General features: G+C 64.3%; 12 protein-coding genes. 10 read left to right on the top strand and 2 right to left on the bottom strand.

Annotated features, from left to right (window positions below; all coding sequences use genetic code 11):
• The first annotated feature begins 85 nt into the window (after positions 1-85).
• Genes BLW81_RS26900 through BLW81_RS26885 form a run of 4 tightly spaced genes read left to right on the top strand, consistent with a single transcriptional unit; the run spans position 86 to position 6,657 of the window.
• Positions 86-1,528: a DUF3375 domain-containing protein gene (locus BLW81_RS26900; protein WP_083409846.1), complete on the top strand. Its 1,443-nt coding sequence runs from the start codon at positions 86-88 to the stop codon at positions 1,526-1,528.
• Positions 1,525-2,103: a DUF4194 domain-containing protein gene (locus BLW81_RS26895; protein ID WP_083409845.1), complete on the top strand. Its 579-nt coding sequence runs from the start codon at positions 1,525-1,527 to the stop codon at positions 2,101-2,103. The genes BLW81_RS26900 and BLW81_RS26895 overlap by 4 nt, the downstream gene beginning before the upstream one ends.
• Positions 2,096-5,494, top strand: coding sequence for an ATP-binding protein (locus tag BLW81_RS26890; RefSeq protein WP_083410844.1), 3,399 nt, complete (start codon positions 2,096-2,098; stop codon positions 5,492-5,494). The genes BLW81_RS26895 and BLW81_RS26890 overlap by 8 nt, the downstream gene beginning before the upstream one ends.
• Entirely contained in the window at positions 5,491-6,657 is a 1,167-nt protein-coding gene (locus tag BLW81_RS26885; protein WP_083409844.1) for a Wadjet anti-phage system protein JetD domain-containing protein, read from the top strand. The genes BLW81_RS26890 and BLW81_RS26885 overlap by 4 nt, the downstream gene beginning before the upstream one ends.
• 82 nt (positions 6,658-6,739) lie before the next feature.
• On the opposite strand, the gene BLW81_RS30100 is transcribed toward BLW81_RS26885, so the two are convergent.
• Positions 6,740-7,267, bottom strand: a complete 528-nt coding sequence (locus BLW81_RS30100) for a helix-turn-helix domain-containing protein (RefSeq protein WP_083409843.1) — start codon at positions 7,265-7,267, stop codon at positions 6,740-6,742.
• Positions 7,268-7,404: 137 nt separating this feature from the next.
• On the opposite strand from BLW81_RS30100, the gene BLW81_RS26875 reads away from it, so the two are divergent.
• Together BLW81_RS26875 and BLW81_RS26870 are read left to right on the top strand one after the other, a co-directional pair.
• Positions 7,405-7,656, top strand: a complete 252-nt coding sequence (locus tag BLW81_RS26875) for a ribbon-helix-helix domain-containing protein (protein WP_235632109.1) — start codon at positions 7,405-7,407, stop codon at positions 7,654-7,656.
• Positions 7,653-7,970, top strand: coding sequence for a type II toxin-antitoxin system RelE/ParE family toxin (locus BLW81_RS26870; protein ID WP_083409841.1), 318 nt, complete (start codon positions 7,653-7,655; stop codon positions 7,968-7,970). The genes BLW81_RS26875 and BLW81_RS26870 overlap by 4 nt, the downstream gene beginning before the upstream one ends.
• Before the next feature lie 280 nt (positions 7,971-8,250).
• Here BLW81_RS26870 and BLW81_RS26865 read toward each other — a convergent pair whose 3' ends face one another.
• Positions 8,251-8,931, bottom strand: coding sequence for a TetR/AcrR family transcriptional regulator (locus tag BLW81_RS26865; RefSeq protein WP_083409840.1), 681 nt, complete (start codon positions 8,929-8,931; stop codon positions 8,251-8,253).
• 296 nt (positions 8,932-9,227) lie between these two features.
• Here BLW81_RS26865 and BLW81_RS26860 point away from each other — a divergent pair, with 296 nt between their 5' ends.
• The 4 genes from BLW81_RS26860 to mbtM all read left to right on the top strand — a co-directional run bounded on the left by BLW81_RS26860 (position 9,228) and on the right by mbtM (position 14,707).
• Positions 9,228-10,820: an MFS transporter gene (locus BLW81_RS26860; RefSeq protein ID WP_083409839.1), complete on the top strand. Its 1,593-nt coding sequence runs from the start codon at positions 9,228-9,230 to the stop codon at positions 10,818-10,820.
• Between the two features lie 34 nt (positions 10,821-10,854).
• On the top strand, positions 10,855-11,256 hold the full coding sequence (locus BLW81_RS26855) for a nitroreductase family deazaflavin-dependent oxidoreductase (protein ID WP_083409838.1): 402 nt from the start codon (positions 10,855-10,857) through the stop codon (positions 11,254-11,256).
• A 280-nt stretch (positions 11,257-11,536) separates the two neighbouring features.
• Entirely contained in the window at positions 11,537-13,066 is a 1,530-nt protein-coding gene (gene putP / locus BLW81_RS26850) for a sodium/proline symporter PutP (RefSeq protein ID WP_083409837.1), read from the top strand.
• Positions 13,067-13,186: 120 nt separating this feature from the next.
• A complete protein-coding gene (gene mbtM, locus BLW81_RS26845) occupies positions 13,187-14,707 on the top strand; it encodes a long-chain-fatty acid--ACP ligase MbtM (protein WP_083409836.1) in 1,521 nt (506 codons plus the stop codon).
• Positions 14,708-14,749 lie beyond the last annotated feature (42 nt).

Genomic DNA, 14,749 nt, shown 5'->3' with positions numbered 1-14,749 from the left:
TTGGGCGATCAATCGCAATTTCGCAGGCGTGTACTTTCGGGCGAGTACGCCCGAATCTGTCGGTGGGATTCCGTAGGCTTTGCTGGTGGACTACGCAACGATCGACGCATTGCGGGAGCGGCACTCCGCTTGGCGACTGCTGCGTGCTAGCAACGCCACGCTGATCCTGTCCTTCCTTGGGATGTTTTTCGTCGAGGGCAACCGAGGCGCATGCTCAGCCAGCGAGGTCGCGGCCGCGTTGGATGACCACCTGTACGCGCTGAACACTGAGATCCTCACCGAGAATGGGCAGGAACGATTTCCAAAGGACGCTCGGTCGTATTTGGAGGACTGGGCGGCCACCGACGCCGGGTATCTGCGGCGGTTCTACCCGGCTGGCGATGACGAAGTGCACTACGAGGTGACACCGGCGTTCGAGAAGGCCTACGCGTGGGTCATGGGCCTCAAAGGCAGATCATTTGTGGGGACCGAGTCCAGGCTGCACACTGTGGTCGAGCTGTTGCGACAGATCGTGCACGGAACCGAAGTCGAACCCGATATCCGGCTGGTCGAATTACGGCGCCGCCGCGACGAACTTGACGCCGAGATCGCTGCCGTCGAGGCCGGCGTTGTTCAGGTGCTGGACGCAACCGCAGTCCGCGACCGCTACCAACAGCTCGCCACGACCGCACGGGAACTGCTCTCAGACTTCCGCGAGGTGGAAGAGAACTTTCGGCTCCTGGACCGGGCCGCGCGAGAGAAGATCGCGACTTGGGAGGGGTCCAAGGGCGAACTGCTCGCGGAGCTGGTCGGAAGCCGCTCCGAGATCGCAGGCTCAGATCAGGGTCGGAGCTTTCAAGCGTTCTACGACTTCCTTCTCTCCGAGTCGCGCCAGGCCGAACTCGCCGAACTTCTGGCCAAGGTTTCTGCCCTCAAGACCATCGAGGCCGACGATCGGATTCGCGGTATTCACCATGACTGGTCTGAAGCTGCTGATCGAGCCCAGCGCACCGTCCGGCAGATTTCCGAACAACTGCGCCGCTTCCTCGATGACCAGATCTGGCTGGAGAACCGACGTGTACTCGACCTAGTCCGCGCAGTTGAGAGCGTTGCTCTGGAACTCCGCGACAACCCGCCGACGTTCGGGCTCGAACTTGACCAGCCCGGCATCGAGATCGCGCTCCCGTTTGAGCGCCCGCTCTACCAGCCGCCCGCAGCGGTCGCGGTCGAGAGTCTCATCCCACCGGCGTCAGAGGAGGTCGACACCGGCCTGCTGTTTACGCAGACGTTCATCGATCAGGCGCGCTTGATCGAGACCATCCGCGATGTTCTGCCTGAGAACTCTTCGGCTCTCTTGGCCGACGTCATCGCGGTACACCCGATCGAGCAGGGTGCGGCAGAGGTCGTCGGCTACCTCGCACTCAACGACGAGAACGTGACGGTCGACATGGACGACGCCGACGAGACGCTCCTGGAGTACGCCGACCCCGCCGATCCGGACTTCACCAAGCGAGCGAGACTGCCGAAAGTGACGGTGCGGCGACGATGAGCAACGAGTATGCGATCGCCAGCGCCATCATCCGGCTGATGCAAGGGGTTGTCTACCGCGAATCGGATGAGGACACGTGGCTGACGCTAGAACGTTCGGGCGCCGGCGTGCGAGACCATTTCGCCACTATCGGCGTCGACGTCGTGGTCGATGACGCCGAGGGATACGCCTATCTTCGCTCCCAGCCATCCGAAGAGGGCGATGAGGAACTCCCGCGCCTGGTGCGCAGGCGGGCACTGACCTACAACGTCAGCCTGCTCCTGGTGCTGCTGCGCAAGAGGCTCGTCGAGTTCGAGACGACCGGCGGTGAGGGCCGATTGGTTCTCACCACCGACCAGATCGTTGAGATGCTGCGGCTTTTCCAGGCTGAGTCCACGAATGACGCACGAATTGTGGAGCAGGCGGAGACGACCATCAAGAAGGCCGCCGAACTCGGCTTCCTGCGTCAGTTGCGCGGTCAACGCGACCAGTGGGAGGTACGGCGAATCCTGAAGGCCTACGTCGACGCCCAGACCCTGTCGGACTTCTCGGCCAAGCTGCGCGAGTACGCCGGAGCGGTGACCAGTGATGAGTGAAACACCTTCTTCCACGGTCGAACTCGGCGACAGCCGACGGTCCGGCTACCGGCTCCAGCACGCCGAGGTGTTGAACTGGGGTACCTTCGACACCCAGGTCTGGCGGTTCACTCCTCGCGCCGATACCGCGCTGCTCACCGGTGACATCGGCTCGGGCAAGTCGACGATCGTCGACGCACTCACCACATTGTTGGTGCCGTCCCACAAGGTCGCCTACAACAAGGCTGCCGGTGCCGAGGCCAGGGAACGCACTCTGCGCTCCTACGTTGAAGGCCACTACAAGTCGGAGCGAAACGAGGCCACCGGAAAATCCCGCGCCAAGGGCCTGCGTGAGAACCGGCGAACGTACTCGGTGATCCTCGGAGTCTTCACCAACCACGGCTACGACGAGACAGTCACACTGGCCCAGGTATTCCAGCAGCGCGAGAGCACCGGACAGCCTTACCGATTCTTCGTCACCGCTACAAAAGAACTGTCCATCGGGACGGACTTCGCCGACTTCGGCTCCGATCTGCGCGATCTGCGCAGGCGGCTGCGTGCCGCCGGAGCAGACCTCTTCGACGAATTCCCCAAGTACGCTACATCGTTGCGTCGCCTCCTTGGAATCCGATCGGAGCAGGCGCTTGAGCTGTTCCACCAAACCGTCTCGCTGAAGTCTGTCGGCAACCTCAACGATTTCGTGCGCGACCACATGCTGGAACCGAGCGATTCGACCGACCGCGTCCGCGACATCATTGACCACTTCGAGGACCTCACCAGGGCGCACGACGCCGTCAAGCGGGCGCGAGAACAACTCGAAGCGCTCGAGCCCGTCGTACAGACGGCGGCGAAGTACGATGCGGCGTTCACAGAGCGCGACACTCGGGAGCGCGAGCGATCCGCCGTCCGGCTCTTTATCGCAGAGTTTCGGTCGAATCTGCTGGCGGGCGAGATTGCCGAGCTTGAGGCGCAAGGTGCGGCCCTGTGGAAGGAGCAGGACGCCGCCAAAGCCAGCCAACAGACGCTGACGCGACAACGCGAATCCCTCATCGAGGAGCGCGCGAAGGCCGGCGGCGACCGCATCGGCGAGTTGGAACGCCTCGCTAGTATGGCGCGGAACCAGGCCGAAACGCGCCGTCGTACAAGAATTTTGTTCAACGCCGCCGTCTCCGAAGCCGGGCTGGAGGCGGTCGTCGGCAGCGAGGCGTTCACCGCCCTGTCCGCTCTGGTTTCCGCCGAGCGTCCGCGGCTGGCAGCCGAGAAACGAAACCTTGACGCAGCCAGCGCCGAAGCGATCGGGCGTGAGAAAGAGCTCCAACGGAAGTGCGATCACATCACCGAGGAACTCGCGAGCTTGGAGCAACGTACCAGCAACCTGCCTCTTGAGCAGGTGCAGGTGCGCGCCGAGCTTTGTGCGGCTCTCGGGCTGACGCCGGAGGATCTTCCTTACGCGGGTGAGCTTCTCGACGTGTTCGACGAGCGCGCGCAGTGGCGGGGAGCCGCGGAGCGGGTTTTGCGCGGATTTGCCCTCTCGCTGCTGGTGCCACAGCAGCACTACGACGCTGTGACTGGATGGGTGAACAGTCGACGGCTCACTTTCCACGGCCGCGCCGGCAAGATGACCGGAGCTAAGCTGGTCTACGAAAGGGTTGCCCGGCAACGGGTTCGGCTCCAGCCACCGGAGTATGACGGGCTGCTACTCGCCGACTGTGTCGACGTCAAGGACGGCCCTTTCCGCGAATACCTCGTCAACGAACTCACGAAACGGGCCGACTTCCGTTGCACAGCAAGCCTTGAGGAGTTCCGCAGTGAGCGGCGGGCTGTTACCCGTGAGGGCCAAGTGCGCTCCGGCGAGCGCCACGAGAAGGACGACCGGCATCGCGTCGACGACCCCCGTCGTTGGGTTCTCGGCTGGGCCAACGAACGAAAGATCGCCGCGCTGCGCACCGAGCTCGCCGAGCTGGAGGCCGAGCGCGAGGCGGCCGCATCCGAGCAGGTCAGGCTCAACTCGTTGCGGGAAGCCCTGCAAGGAAGGTTGGACGCACTCCTTCGGATTGAGGGGTTCCGCTCCTGGATTGACCTTGACGTTGACGAGGCCGAGTCGCGTGCGAATCAACATGACGCCGAAAGGGTTCGGTTGGAGGCTGGCTCATCCCGTTTGGAGGAGATCGCCCGAGCGCTGGCGGACAACGCCAAACAATCTGATGTCGTGGCGAATTCGATCGAGCAACTCACGGGCAAGCTAGCCACTACCGCCGCGAAGGCAAAGCAGGCAGAACGGGACAAGAAGCGTGACGACGAGCTCGTCGCGGATCAGCCGGAGGCGCAGCTGGCGGCCGCCCGCGAATCCTACCCGGCTCTCAACGAACGCCTAGGGACGAACCGCCCGACGCGGGCAGCGGACTGCGCCGAGACCGAGAACGGCCTTTCCGCGGATCTTCATCAACGTATCGACCGACTTAACAAGGAACTTGGCGGCTTTGCGCAGAGCCTGATCCAGTCAATGCTGAAGGTCTTGATCCGGTGGCCCGAGCTGCGCGCGGACATGGACGCCAATGTCGAGGCCCGCCAAGAGTTCCTGGCGTTCCGTGACCGCATCGCCACCGACGATCTCCCGCGTTTCGAGAGCGAGTTCAAGGAACAGCTCAACAAGAACGCCATTCAGGAGTTGGCCGGGTTCAACAACTGGCTCCACCGGCAAGCCTCGGCGATCGATGAGCGCGTGGACCGCATCAACGAGGCGCTCGGCGCAGTTCCCTACAACCCGGGTCGCTTCATCCGAGTGGAGAAGGAGCCCACATGGAACCAGGACATTGCGCAGTTCCGTGCGGACTTGCGCAACCTGACCAACGACAGCCTTGCGGTCGATGGCGACCAGTACTCAGAGCAGCGTTTCCTCGACGTGAAGCGGGTCATCGAGCGCTTCCGCGGTCGCGACGGCTCCGCCGAATCGGACAAGAACTGGACCCGACGAGTCACCGACGTGCGTAACTGGTTCGTCTTCTCGGCCTCCGAGCGTGATGTCGAGACGGACCTTGAGTGGGAGCACTACAGCGACTCCGACGGCAAGTCCGGCGGCCAGAAGGAGAAGCTCGCCTACACGATCCTGGCGGCGTCGCTTGCCTACCAGTTCGGACTCGAGTGGGGTGCCGAGCAGTCACGCGACTTCCGGTTTGCGGTCATCGACGAAGCATTCGGCCGCGGCTCCGATGTCTCGACGCGCTACGCACTGGATCTGTTCGCGACGCTCGGGCTGCAACTTCTCATCGTCACGCCGTTGCAGAAGGTTCACGTCATCGAGCCGTACGTGAAGGCAATCGGATTCGTCGACAATCCAACCGGAACGTTCTCGCGGCTCCATACGATGACGATCGAGGAGTACCGGACGCGACGTCAGGGACAGCGGCCATGACTGCCGGGTGGACCACACCAGATGACATTGCCGCCAGGGTCAGACGCCGGTGGGATGACGGATCGCTGTTGCGTGCGCACGCCAACGGTGATCCCTTTGATCCAATTGAAGTACCACTTCGTGGCCCCAAGCCGTCACAAGTCGGCGACGACCTCGCCGCGGCGCGCGACTGGGTGGCTGCGCTCGACGCCGGCCGTCGCGGCGACGGCCGATACACACTTCAGTGGCAGTCGATCGGCGGTAGGCAAATCGGCCGTAACCAGCTGCCCGTCCGCGCAGTGGTGTCCTCAATCGAGCAGGCCTGGGCGCTGTTGGGCGTGGCGAGCTTGGTCCGTCGTTTCGATGAGCTTCTCGCTCTCGCACATCAACATCCGCGGGTTCGAGAGTGGGTCGTCGACCATCCGCATCGCGCACTTAGCCTCGGACCTGAGATGCCGCAGCTGGTCGCTGCTTACGTTTGGCTCGACGGTCACCGTCAATCGAATCGGTATCTGCGCGAGATCAGTGCACCCGGCGTTGACACCAAGTTCGCTGAGAGGCACCGACCGGTGTTGGCATCGATGCTTGGCGTTTCGTCGACCGCCTCGGGATTCCTTGCGGGCCTGGGTCTTCGGTCGAAGCCCGGATTGGTTCGGCTGCGGCCCTCGCCCTCGCTGGGCTTCCCGTGCCCGACGCTCACTGAGCTGGCGGTGCGTTCCGACGAGTTGGCACAGCTTACGGTCGATCCACGGATCGCGGTCATCGTCGAGAACGAGATCAGCTATCTGAGTATCGACGTCCCCGAAGACGGCGTCGTGATTTGGGGAAAGGGGTTCGAAGTCGACAACGTCGGTCGGCTGCGATGGCTGGCGGAAGCCGATATCCTGTACTGGGGCGACATCGATACCCACGGATTCGCCATACTCGACCGTCTACGTGCGTGGCTCCCCCGAGCGCGCTCGGTGCTGATGGACCGTGAGACGCTGCTCACCCATCGCGACCGATGGGTGACCGAAGATCGTTCGGCCAAATCGGTTCTCACGCGACTGACGCCTGACGAGCGGGACCTCTATTCGGAACTGGTCGGGGACGGATTGGGGGATCGAGTACGCCTCGAGCAGGAGCGAATCGACTGGCATTGGGTCGAGCAACGGCTACCAGGTGTCAACAGAGCGCGGATTTGATTGCGGGCGAAAGCAAGAAGTCCCGCTGCAAGCTCGGCTATAGCACTGTCGAGGAGTGCAGCGGACATCGCCGCCTCTCGGGTCAGCTCGGCTGGGCTGATTTGTTTCGGCGCGCGGCTATAGCGCGGCGTGCTTCGCGAAGTTGCTTTCGGATCGTTTCGGGATCATCTTCGCGTTCGACCTCGGCGGTCGCTGCAAGCGCGTCGTATTGACGCGTGCGGCGCTCCGTGCGATACGACAGCACGTCGTCGAGCAGAAGTCGATGCCGGTTGCCGATTCGTTCGGCAGGCAGCATGTTGTCATTGATCAGGCGCACAACGGTCGGGCGACTCACGCCGAGAAGATCGGCCGCCTGTTGTGTGGTGAGTGTCATCGTTTCCGGTGCGATGGTCGCTGCCCTGCCCCCATGAAGTGCCGCCACAACCTTCCTCAAGGCCTGGTGGACCACCCCAGGCAGCTCAATGCGGTCGTGCTCGTCAATACCGATCAGCGCGGGAGGGGCCGCAGAGCCATGACGGCGTTCGTGAGCGGCCAGGAACCCGACCACCGGTGCGAGTTCCTCTGGATGCTCGGAGAGGAAGGTCTCGGTCTCGACCGCTGCAGCGCCCACTCGAATTCACCACCCTATTCGAACCTTGGATTCAAGGGGTCTATGCAACAGCTGGCGGTGAGCTGGTCGGGTGCGGCGCTGGAGTAGGATTTAGTCCTACTTCTCCTGAAAGGCCGGTCATGCGGAGAACGAGGCAATTGAGCATCACGCTCCCGATCGAGATGGCCGATATGCTTCGTGAGCGGGTGCGCTCCGGGGAGTACGCCAGCGAGAGTGAATTGATCCGAGAGGGTCTGCGCGCGTTGTTTGCTCGCGATCAAGCAGTGGAAGCCTGGTTGCGTGACGAGGTGGCCGCGGCGTACGACGCTGTTGCCGCCGATCCTTCGCGCGCCGTGAGTGCGCAGAGTGTGCGGGCGCGGCTGGAGGCCGAGCAGGCCGGGAGCATGTGAGCCTCAGCGTCGTCTTCACCCCCGAGGCGCAAGACCACCTCGTAGAGCTGTATCGCTACATCGCCGACGCTGCTTCCTCAGAAGTCGCTGCGCGCTTCACGGACACCATCGTTACGTTCTGCGAGGATCTGGCCGCCTTCCCACATCGCGGCACAGCGCGTGACGACATCAGGCCAGGACTGCGGACCGTCGGCTTCAGGCGGCGGGTCATCATCGCGTTCGCCGTGTTGGACCACGCGGTGGTGGTCATCGGCGTCTTCTATGGCGGGCGCGACTACGAGGCGATTCTGAACAACCCGGATGCGTCCGAGTAGCCGCTAACGCCCCTCGGCTTGGGCACGTGTTGTGAACGAATTTGTGAACGAAACGGGGCGCAGCGGTCGAGATCGCGCGAAACGCGGCGTGATGGATTGAACGGGCGATCGGCTGTGACGTGCACGTTTGAGATGCGCGAGGCCACTCGAGACTGGGACCGGTTAGCTCATAACCCAGAGGTCGCAGGTTCGAATCCTGTCCCCGCTACTAATCGGAACGGCCCTCGGAGAAACTCCGGGGGCCGTTTCGCATTGCACGATCAGACCGCGTCGACGGCGTTCATGCGGTTTTGTGCGTCCCGCGCACTGCGTCGACTCCGCCGGTCGCTGCGCCTGCGCCGAGACCGGCGACCGTTCTGGTCATCAGGCGATAGTGGATCGCCGGGCCCAACCACTCGGCGATGAAGCGGCGCAGCGCGGCGCTGTCGCCGAGGAGCCGGCCGGGATCGATGAACAGCGAATGGAATGTGCGTGCGCACAACTCGACTATGTCGTCGAAGGCCGCGTCGTCAAATCCGTGACCCGCCCAGTCGACGTCGTAGCGTCGCAGCAGGACACGTCCGAAAGACGTTGCCACCTCGGAGGTGAAGGGCTTGACCGCAGCGCCGTCGACCCGTACTTCGAAGACACGCTCGAGTTGAGGGTCTCCGACAAGCGCCTCGAGCGTGAACGCCATGCCCTCCACAAGAGCGGCGACCGGGTCGTGCAGCCCGCGCATGTGCTCGTGCAGTCGTTCCAGGAACCCGTCGGCGGACCGCATGCGGCTGGCGGCCATCATGGCCTCCGAGCCGGGGAAGTACCGGTAGACAGTCTGGCGGCTCACACCGAGACTGCGCGCCACATCAGTGACGCTGATTGCCGTTGCACGTTGTGCGGCAAGCGAATCGACGACATCGAGGATTCGGCTCATCGCCTCGTCATCGGACGCCGGAATGTTCCCCGCCCATCCGTGCCTACGCATGTCCGACCACCTGATACATCAAATGCTGGACAGGAACGACCTAAATGTATTGTCAGGTTCCGTGCGCTGTCAATGGCCACAGCCTCCGTGTGCGAAGCGCTTGTGCTGAAACAGGCTCTCATTGCTGGTATCACGCCGCATTGGTGGATTCACCAGCCCGTTCCTGTCGACGCTGGCGTGCGCACAGGACAGGACAGCATGACTTTAGATGACTCGTCAGCTCGAGCAACGCCTGGTAGGGTCAGCGCCAATCGAGACCGACGGTCTCCAAAGTCCTCCCATCGAGAGGTACACCTGTGGCCGACGCTGCGACGAAGTCCCCGCTGTCGGACAGATCGGTCGACGCCGCGCCGGGCGGCCTCACTGCCCGCCGCAGACGGTGGCTGCTGGCCGTCGCCAGCACCAACGTCCTGCTGGTCATGGCTTCGATGGTCGCGCTCAACGCGGCTCTCGCCGATGTGGCCGTCGAGACGTCGGCCACCCAAACGCAGTTGACGTGGATTGTCGACGGCTACACCCTGGCCCTGGCATGTCTGCTCCTGCCTGCTGGCGCAATCGGCGACCGCTTCGGCCGACGCGGCGCCCTGCTCGCAGGACTGCTGATCTTCACGGCCGCATCTGCCGCCCCGATCATCTGGGACGAACCGTGGGAGATTGTTGCGGCGCGCGCGGTCGCCGGTGCGGGCGCGGCGTTCATCATGCCTGCGACGCTGTCGCTGCTCACCTCTGCCTACCCACCTGCGGAACGCAACAAGGCGGTCGGCATCTGGGCAGGTGTCGCCGGGTCAGGCGCCATCTTCGGGTTCCTTGGTGCCGGCCTGCTGTTGGCCTTCTTCTCCTGGCAGTCGATTTTCTACGGGTTCGCCGGTGCCGGTCTGATGATGCTGGTCCTGACCTTGACGATCGGCTCGTCACGCGACGAGACCGCCGTCCCGATCGACTGGCAGGGTGCGGTCCTGATCGGTAGCGCCATCGCGGTTTTCGTCCTCGGCATCGTGGAGGCGCCCACCCGAGGTTGGACGGACACGGTCGTCGTCGGCTGCCTAGTGGTCAGCGTGCTGCTCTCGGCGGTGTTCACGTGGCTGCAACTGCGCACGGCCCATCCGCTTCTCGACGTCCGACTGTTCGCAGACGCCAGGTTCGGCGGAGGCGCAGCTGCCATCACCTTTTTGTTCTTTGCGATGTTCGGGTTCTTCTACCTTGTCATGCAGTTCATGGGTTTGGTCATGGACTACTCCCCGCTGCAAACCGCTGTTGCGTTGTCACCGTTGGCGATTCCCATGCTGGCTCTCAGCAGCACCATTCACCTGTTTCTACCGAGAATCGGCCTGCGGCTCGCGTTGTCCGCCGGCTTGTCCCTACTCGCAGCGGGCCTGCTGTGGATGACGTTTCTCGACCCGGACGCGACATTCGTCGACCTTATCGGCCCGTTGGTGGTGAGCTCGCTCGGCCTTGGCTTCGTCATGTCTCCGGCCACGTCGGCGATCATGACAGCGGCCCCTGACGAAAAGCAGGGCGTCGCTTCCGCAGTCAACGATGCCACCAGAGAAATTGGTGCTGCCATCGGCATCGCCGTGGCTGGATCGGTGCTCGCTGCCGGTTATCGCAACGCGCTAGCCGCGACGACCGGGGCTCTGCCCGCCGACGCCCGCGCGGCGGCGACCGACTCCCTGGCCTCCGCGCAGGCAGTGGCAGTGAAGCTGGGTCCGCTGGCCGCTGATCTGGCGAACCACGCGGAGGCAGCCTTCATGCACGCGATGGGTCAGGCGCTGTACGGAATGTCCGCGACTCTTTTCGCTGGCGCCGTATTCGTAGCCGTCGTCAGTCCAGGACGGGACGGCAAGCGGTGGGCCTCGCGGCGCCGAAAGGGGCGGCACAGGTCTACGTGAGAGGCCTCTCCGAAATCGAGCAGAAGGGACTTCCATGCGTATGCCCCGTGTCGTGGCGACCCTCAATCGGCGTTTCACCAATCCGGCGGCTCGGTCGATTGCGCCCTGGCTCCCGTATCTGGGAACGCTCGAACACGTCGGACGCAAATCCGGAAAGAGTTATCGGACACCGCTCCTCGTCTTCCACACGGAAGACGGATTCGTCGTCCTTGTCGGCTACGGGCCAGAATCGGACTGGCTCAAGAACGTATTTGCCGGTGGCCCAACGGCACTGCGCAAGCGGGGTACGGTCGTCGCGCTGGGGAATCCACGGCTGACGGACAAAGCCGATGCCGCTTCGCTCATCGCACCGGCATCCCGGTTGTTCTATCGCCTCTTTCCCTACGACGAAGCCGCATTGGTCCTGAAGAAGATCGGCCATAGCGGTACTCGATGAGCAATCCCATTACCTGAGGAAGTCGCTTCCACGAGTCGCACCTTGTGCGAATCCTGCTACTGACCGAAACGGTCCTCGGTGAACACTTCGGGGCCCGTGTCCGTTGAGTACGTGTGCGGTCCTTCCCGCCCGGGGCGCATCATCCCGGGCGCTTTGGCGAACCGGATAAAGAGAAAGCTCGATTCCCATAGGATTGGCCAAAGAAGTTCAGCTGGCCGTCCTGCTTGCATGATCAAAACGCAGAGCTCTGCGCCGAAGCCTCTGGAGAAACGAGATATTGATGTCCGACACCGCGTTTCAGATGTTGGCGATCGGGTTGTACTTCGCCCTGATGCTCGCGATCGGCTTCTACGCCTTCCGTAAGACCAGCGACCTCGACGACTACATGCTCGGCGGCCGCCGGCTCACCCCGACGGTGGCGGCGCTGTCGGCGGGTGCATCGGACATGTCGGGCTGGCTGCTCCTCGGCGTTCCCGGCGCCATCTACGCCTCTGGCCTGATCGAGTCGTGGATCGTGATCGGTTTGGTGATCGGCGCCTGGCTCAACTGGAAGTTCGTCGCACCGCGACTGCGGGCCTACACCGAGATCGCCAACAACTCGATCACGGTGCCGAGCTTCTTCGAGAATCGGTTGCGGGACAAGTCGCACGTTCTGCGGATATCGGCCGGCACGATCATCCTGGTCTTCTTCACGTTCTACGTGTCGTCCGGCATGGTCGCAGGTGGCGTGTTCTTTGAGTCGTCGTTCGGCTCGTCGTATCTAGTCGGCATGCTTCTCGTTGCCGGAGTCACCTTGTGCTACACGCTGTTCGGCGGTTTTCTGGGCGCGTCGCTCACCGACGTGGCGCAGGCGGTGTTGATGTTCGCCGCGCTCGTCACCATTCCCGTCGTCACGATCATCGCCACCGGCGGACCGGGCGAGATGGTCAACCTGGTCCAGGCCGCCGACGCCGCCCACAACGCCGCCAATCCGGGTGAGGAGATCCACCGCACCTCATTGTTCTTCGGTGGAAGCTTGCTCGCCATCGTGTCGGCCGCTGCCTGGGGACTCGGCTACTTCGGCCAGCCACACATCATCGTCCGGTTCATGGCGATGCGCTCCTCGGCCGATGCCAAGGCCGGCCGTCGCATCGGCATCAGCTGGATGATCCTGACCTCGGCAGGCGCGATCATCACCGGCTTCGCGGGCCTGGCGTACTTCTTTCGCGAGGGCGTGACGCTCGACAACCCCGAGACGGTGTTCCTCGAGCTGGCGCAGGTGATGTTCCATCCCCTGATCGCGGGGATCGTGCTCGCCGCAGTGCTGGCGGCCATCATGTCGACGATCTCGTCGCAGCTCATCGTCTGCTCGTCGGCATTGGTCGAAGACATCTACCGGGCGTTCGGGAAAGAGACCAGCCCGGCCAGATTGGTCACCTACGGGCGGCTCGGGGTGCTGGCGGTTGCGGTGGTGGCCGGTCTGCTGGCGCTCAACCCGGACGGCACGGTCCTCGACCTGGTGGGCTTCGCGTGGGCCGGCTTCGGCGCCGCGTTCGGTCCGCTGATCATCCTGTCGCTGTTCTGGCGCAGGCTCACCACGGCCGGGACCATCTCCGGCATGATCGCCGGCGCCGTGGTGGTCGGCATCTGGGGCCAGACGGAGGCGTTGTCGAGCGCGATGTACGAGATCGTTCCTGGGTTCCTCGCATGCCTGGTCGTCGCTGTCGTCGTCTCGCTGCTGACCGCCCGCGAGGACGACGAGATCCAGCGTGAGTTCTCCGAGATGGCGGAAAGAGCCGAGGAGACTCGCGAAGCCGCGGCGTCAGCCTGACGCCCACGCTCCATCGCGGGAGGGTACCTCACCGCAGCCAATCTTCATCGGTTAGCTTTGTCTGCAATTGACCTGACCGACAATCGCTCGTTCGAGCGGGTTGACTCTTGCGAGGTTTCGATGAACGCGTTGGCGCAGGCCTTTGCTCGACGACTGGCCAGCTCCGACAACTGCCTGTACGTCTTCGGGGACGGCTCATGGGTCCGCCACCCGTGGCCGGAGGTGCACGCGCGCTCGGAGAACGTCGCCGACTGGCTGCTCAACGAGCAGGTCACTGCGCTGGGCCTGGCCCACGAGCCGACCGTCGAACTGATCGCCGCCATCCTTGGCGCCTTCCAGGCCGGGATCCCGGTGACCATCGCAGCCGGGCCCGTCCGCGGCGCGGACACCGACAAGTGGGCCGCCACGACGGTGGCCCGGTTCACCGGCATGGGCGTCAGCCACGTCCTCAGCGCCGGAAGCTACCTCGAGCAGCTGTCGCTCGTCGAGACCGGCCCGCTGGTCAAGGAACTCGATTCCGTTGCGCCACTTGGCCGCTCCACCACTTTCGAAGCGCCCGACCAGCAGCCCGAGATTGCGCTGCTCCAGGGCACCGCAGGGTCGACGGGCGTCCCGCGCGCGGTGCAACTGTCCCCAAACGCCGTGTTGGCCAACCTGAACGGGCTCAACGAGCGCATCGGTGTGACGTCCGCCGACACCGGGTGCTCCTGGCTGCCGCTCTACCACGACATGGGCCTGAGCTTCCTGCTGGCCGGTGCGCTCGGCGGCACAGACGTGTGGCAGGCGCCGACGACGGCGTTCCAGGCGTCGCCGTTTCGGTGGCTGTCCTGGCTGACCGAGAGCAACGCGACCATCACCGCGGCGCCCAACATGGCCTACGGCCTCATCGGCAAGTACTCGCGGCGCGTCACCGACGTCGACCTCGGTAGCGTGCGGTTCGCGCTCAACGGCGGCGAGCCCGTCGACGTCGCACTGACCGCCCGCTTCGCCGACGAGATGGCCCGGTTCGGGTTCGCGCCAGGCGCCCTGGCGCCGTCCTACGGTTTGGCCGAATCCACCTGCGCGGTAACCGTTCCCGCGCCCGGTCGGGGACTGGTCGTCGACGACGCCGGGCACGCGGTGCTCGGCGAGCCGATCGCCGGGATGCAGGTCCGCGTCGACGGCGCCGACGACGACGGGATCGGCGAGATCTCCATCCGTGGCACCTCGATGATGGCGGGTTACCGCGACGGCGCACCGCTGACCCGCGACGAGTGGTTCCCCACCGGTGACCTCGGCTACCTCGTCGACGGCGGCCTGGTGGTCTGCGGTCGCGCCAAGGAGCTGATCACCGTCGCCGGCCGCAACATCTTTCCCGCCGAGGTGGAGCGGGCCGCCGCCGGCGCTCCCGGCGTGCGGGACGGCGCGGTCGTCGCTGTCGGTGTGGGGGAGCGGTCGATCCGGCCCGGCGTGGCGATCGTCGCCGAGTTCCGCGGCCCCGACGAGGCCAACTCGCGTGCCGACCTGATCGCGCGCGTCGCCTCCGAATGCGGTGTCGTGCCGGCCGAGGTCGTCTTCGTGCGACCGGGCGCGCTGCCGAGGACCTCGTCGGGCAAGCTGCGCCGACTCGAGGTCAAGCGCGACCTGCTGCACCAGCAGTAGCGGGGTAGCACAACCAGTGCCTGTTCCGCAGGCACTCCATGT

The organism is Mycolicibacterium rutilum, assembly GCF_900108565.1.
Taxonomy (GTDB): Bacteria; Actinomycetota; Actinomycetes; order Mycobacteriales; family Mycobacteriaceae; genus Mycobacterium; species Mycobacterium rutilum.
Note: the sequence above shows the minus strand (reverse complement) of the source record. Positions and strands in the feature narration are given on the sequence as shown.

Bases quoted from the DNA above. Each gene is read 5' to 3' on its own strand.
- BLW81_RS26895 (WP_083409845.1), top strand. From the start codon at position 1,525: ATGAGCAACGAGTATGCGATCGCCAGCGCCATCATCCGGCTGATGCAA.
- BLW81_RS26890 (WP_083410844.1), top strand. From the start codon at position 2,096: ATGAGTGAAACACCTTCTTCCACGGTCGAACTCGGCGACAGCCGACGG.
- BLW81_RS26885 (WP_083409844.1), top strand. From the start codon at position 5,491: ATGACTGCCGGGTGGACCACACCAGATGACATTGCCGCCAGGGTCAGA.
- BLW81_RS26865 (WP_083409840.1), bottom strand. From the start codon at position 8,931: ATGCGTAGGCACGGATGGGCGGGGAACATTCCGGCGTCCGATGACGAG.
- BLW81_RS26855 (WP_083409838.1), top strand. From the start codon at position 10,855: ATGCGTATGCCCCGTGTCGTGGCGACCCTCAATCGGCGTTTCACCAAT.
- putP (WP_083409837.1), top strand. From the start codon at position 11,537: ATGTCCGACACCGCGTTTCAGATGTTGGCGATCGGGTTGTACTTCGCC.
- mbtM (WP_083409836.1), top strand. From the start codon at position 13,187: ATGAACGCGTTGGCGCAGGCCTTTGCTCGACGACTGGCCAGCTCCGAC.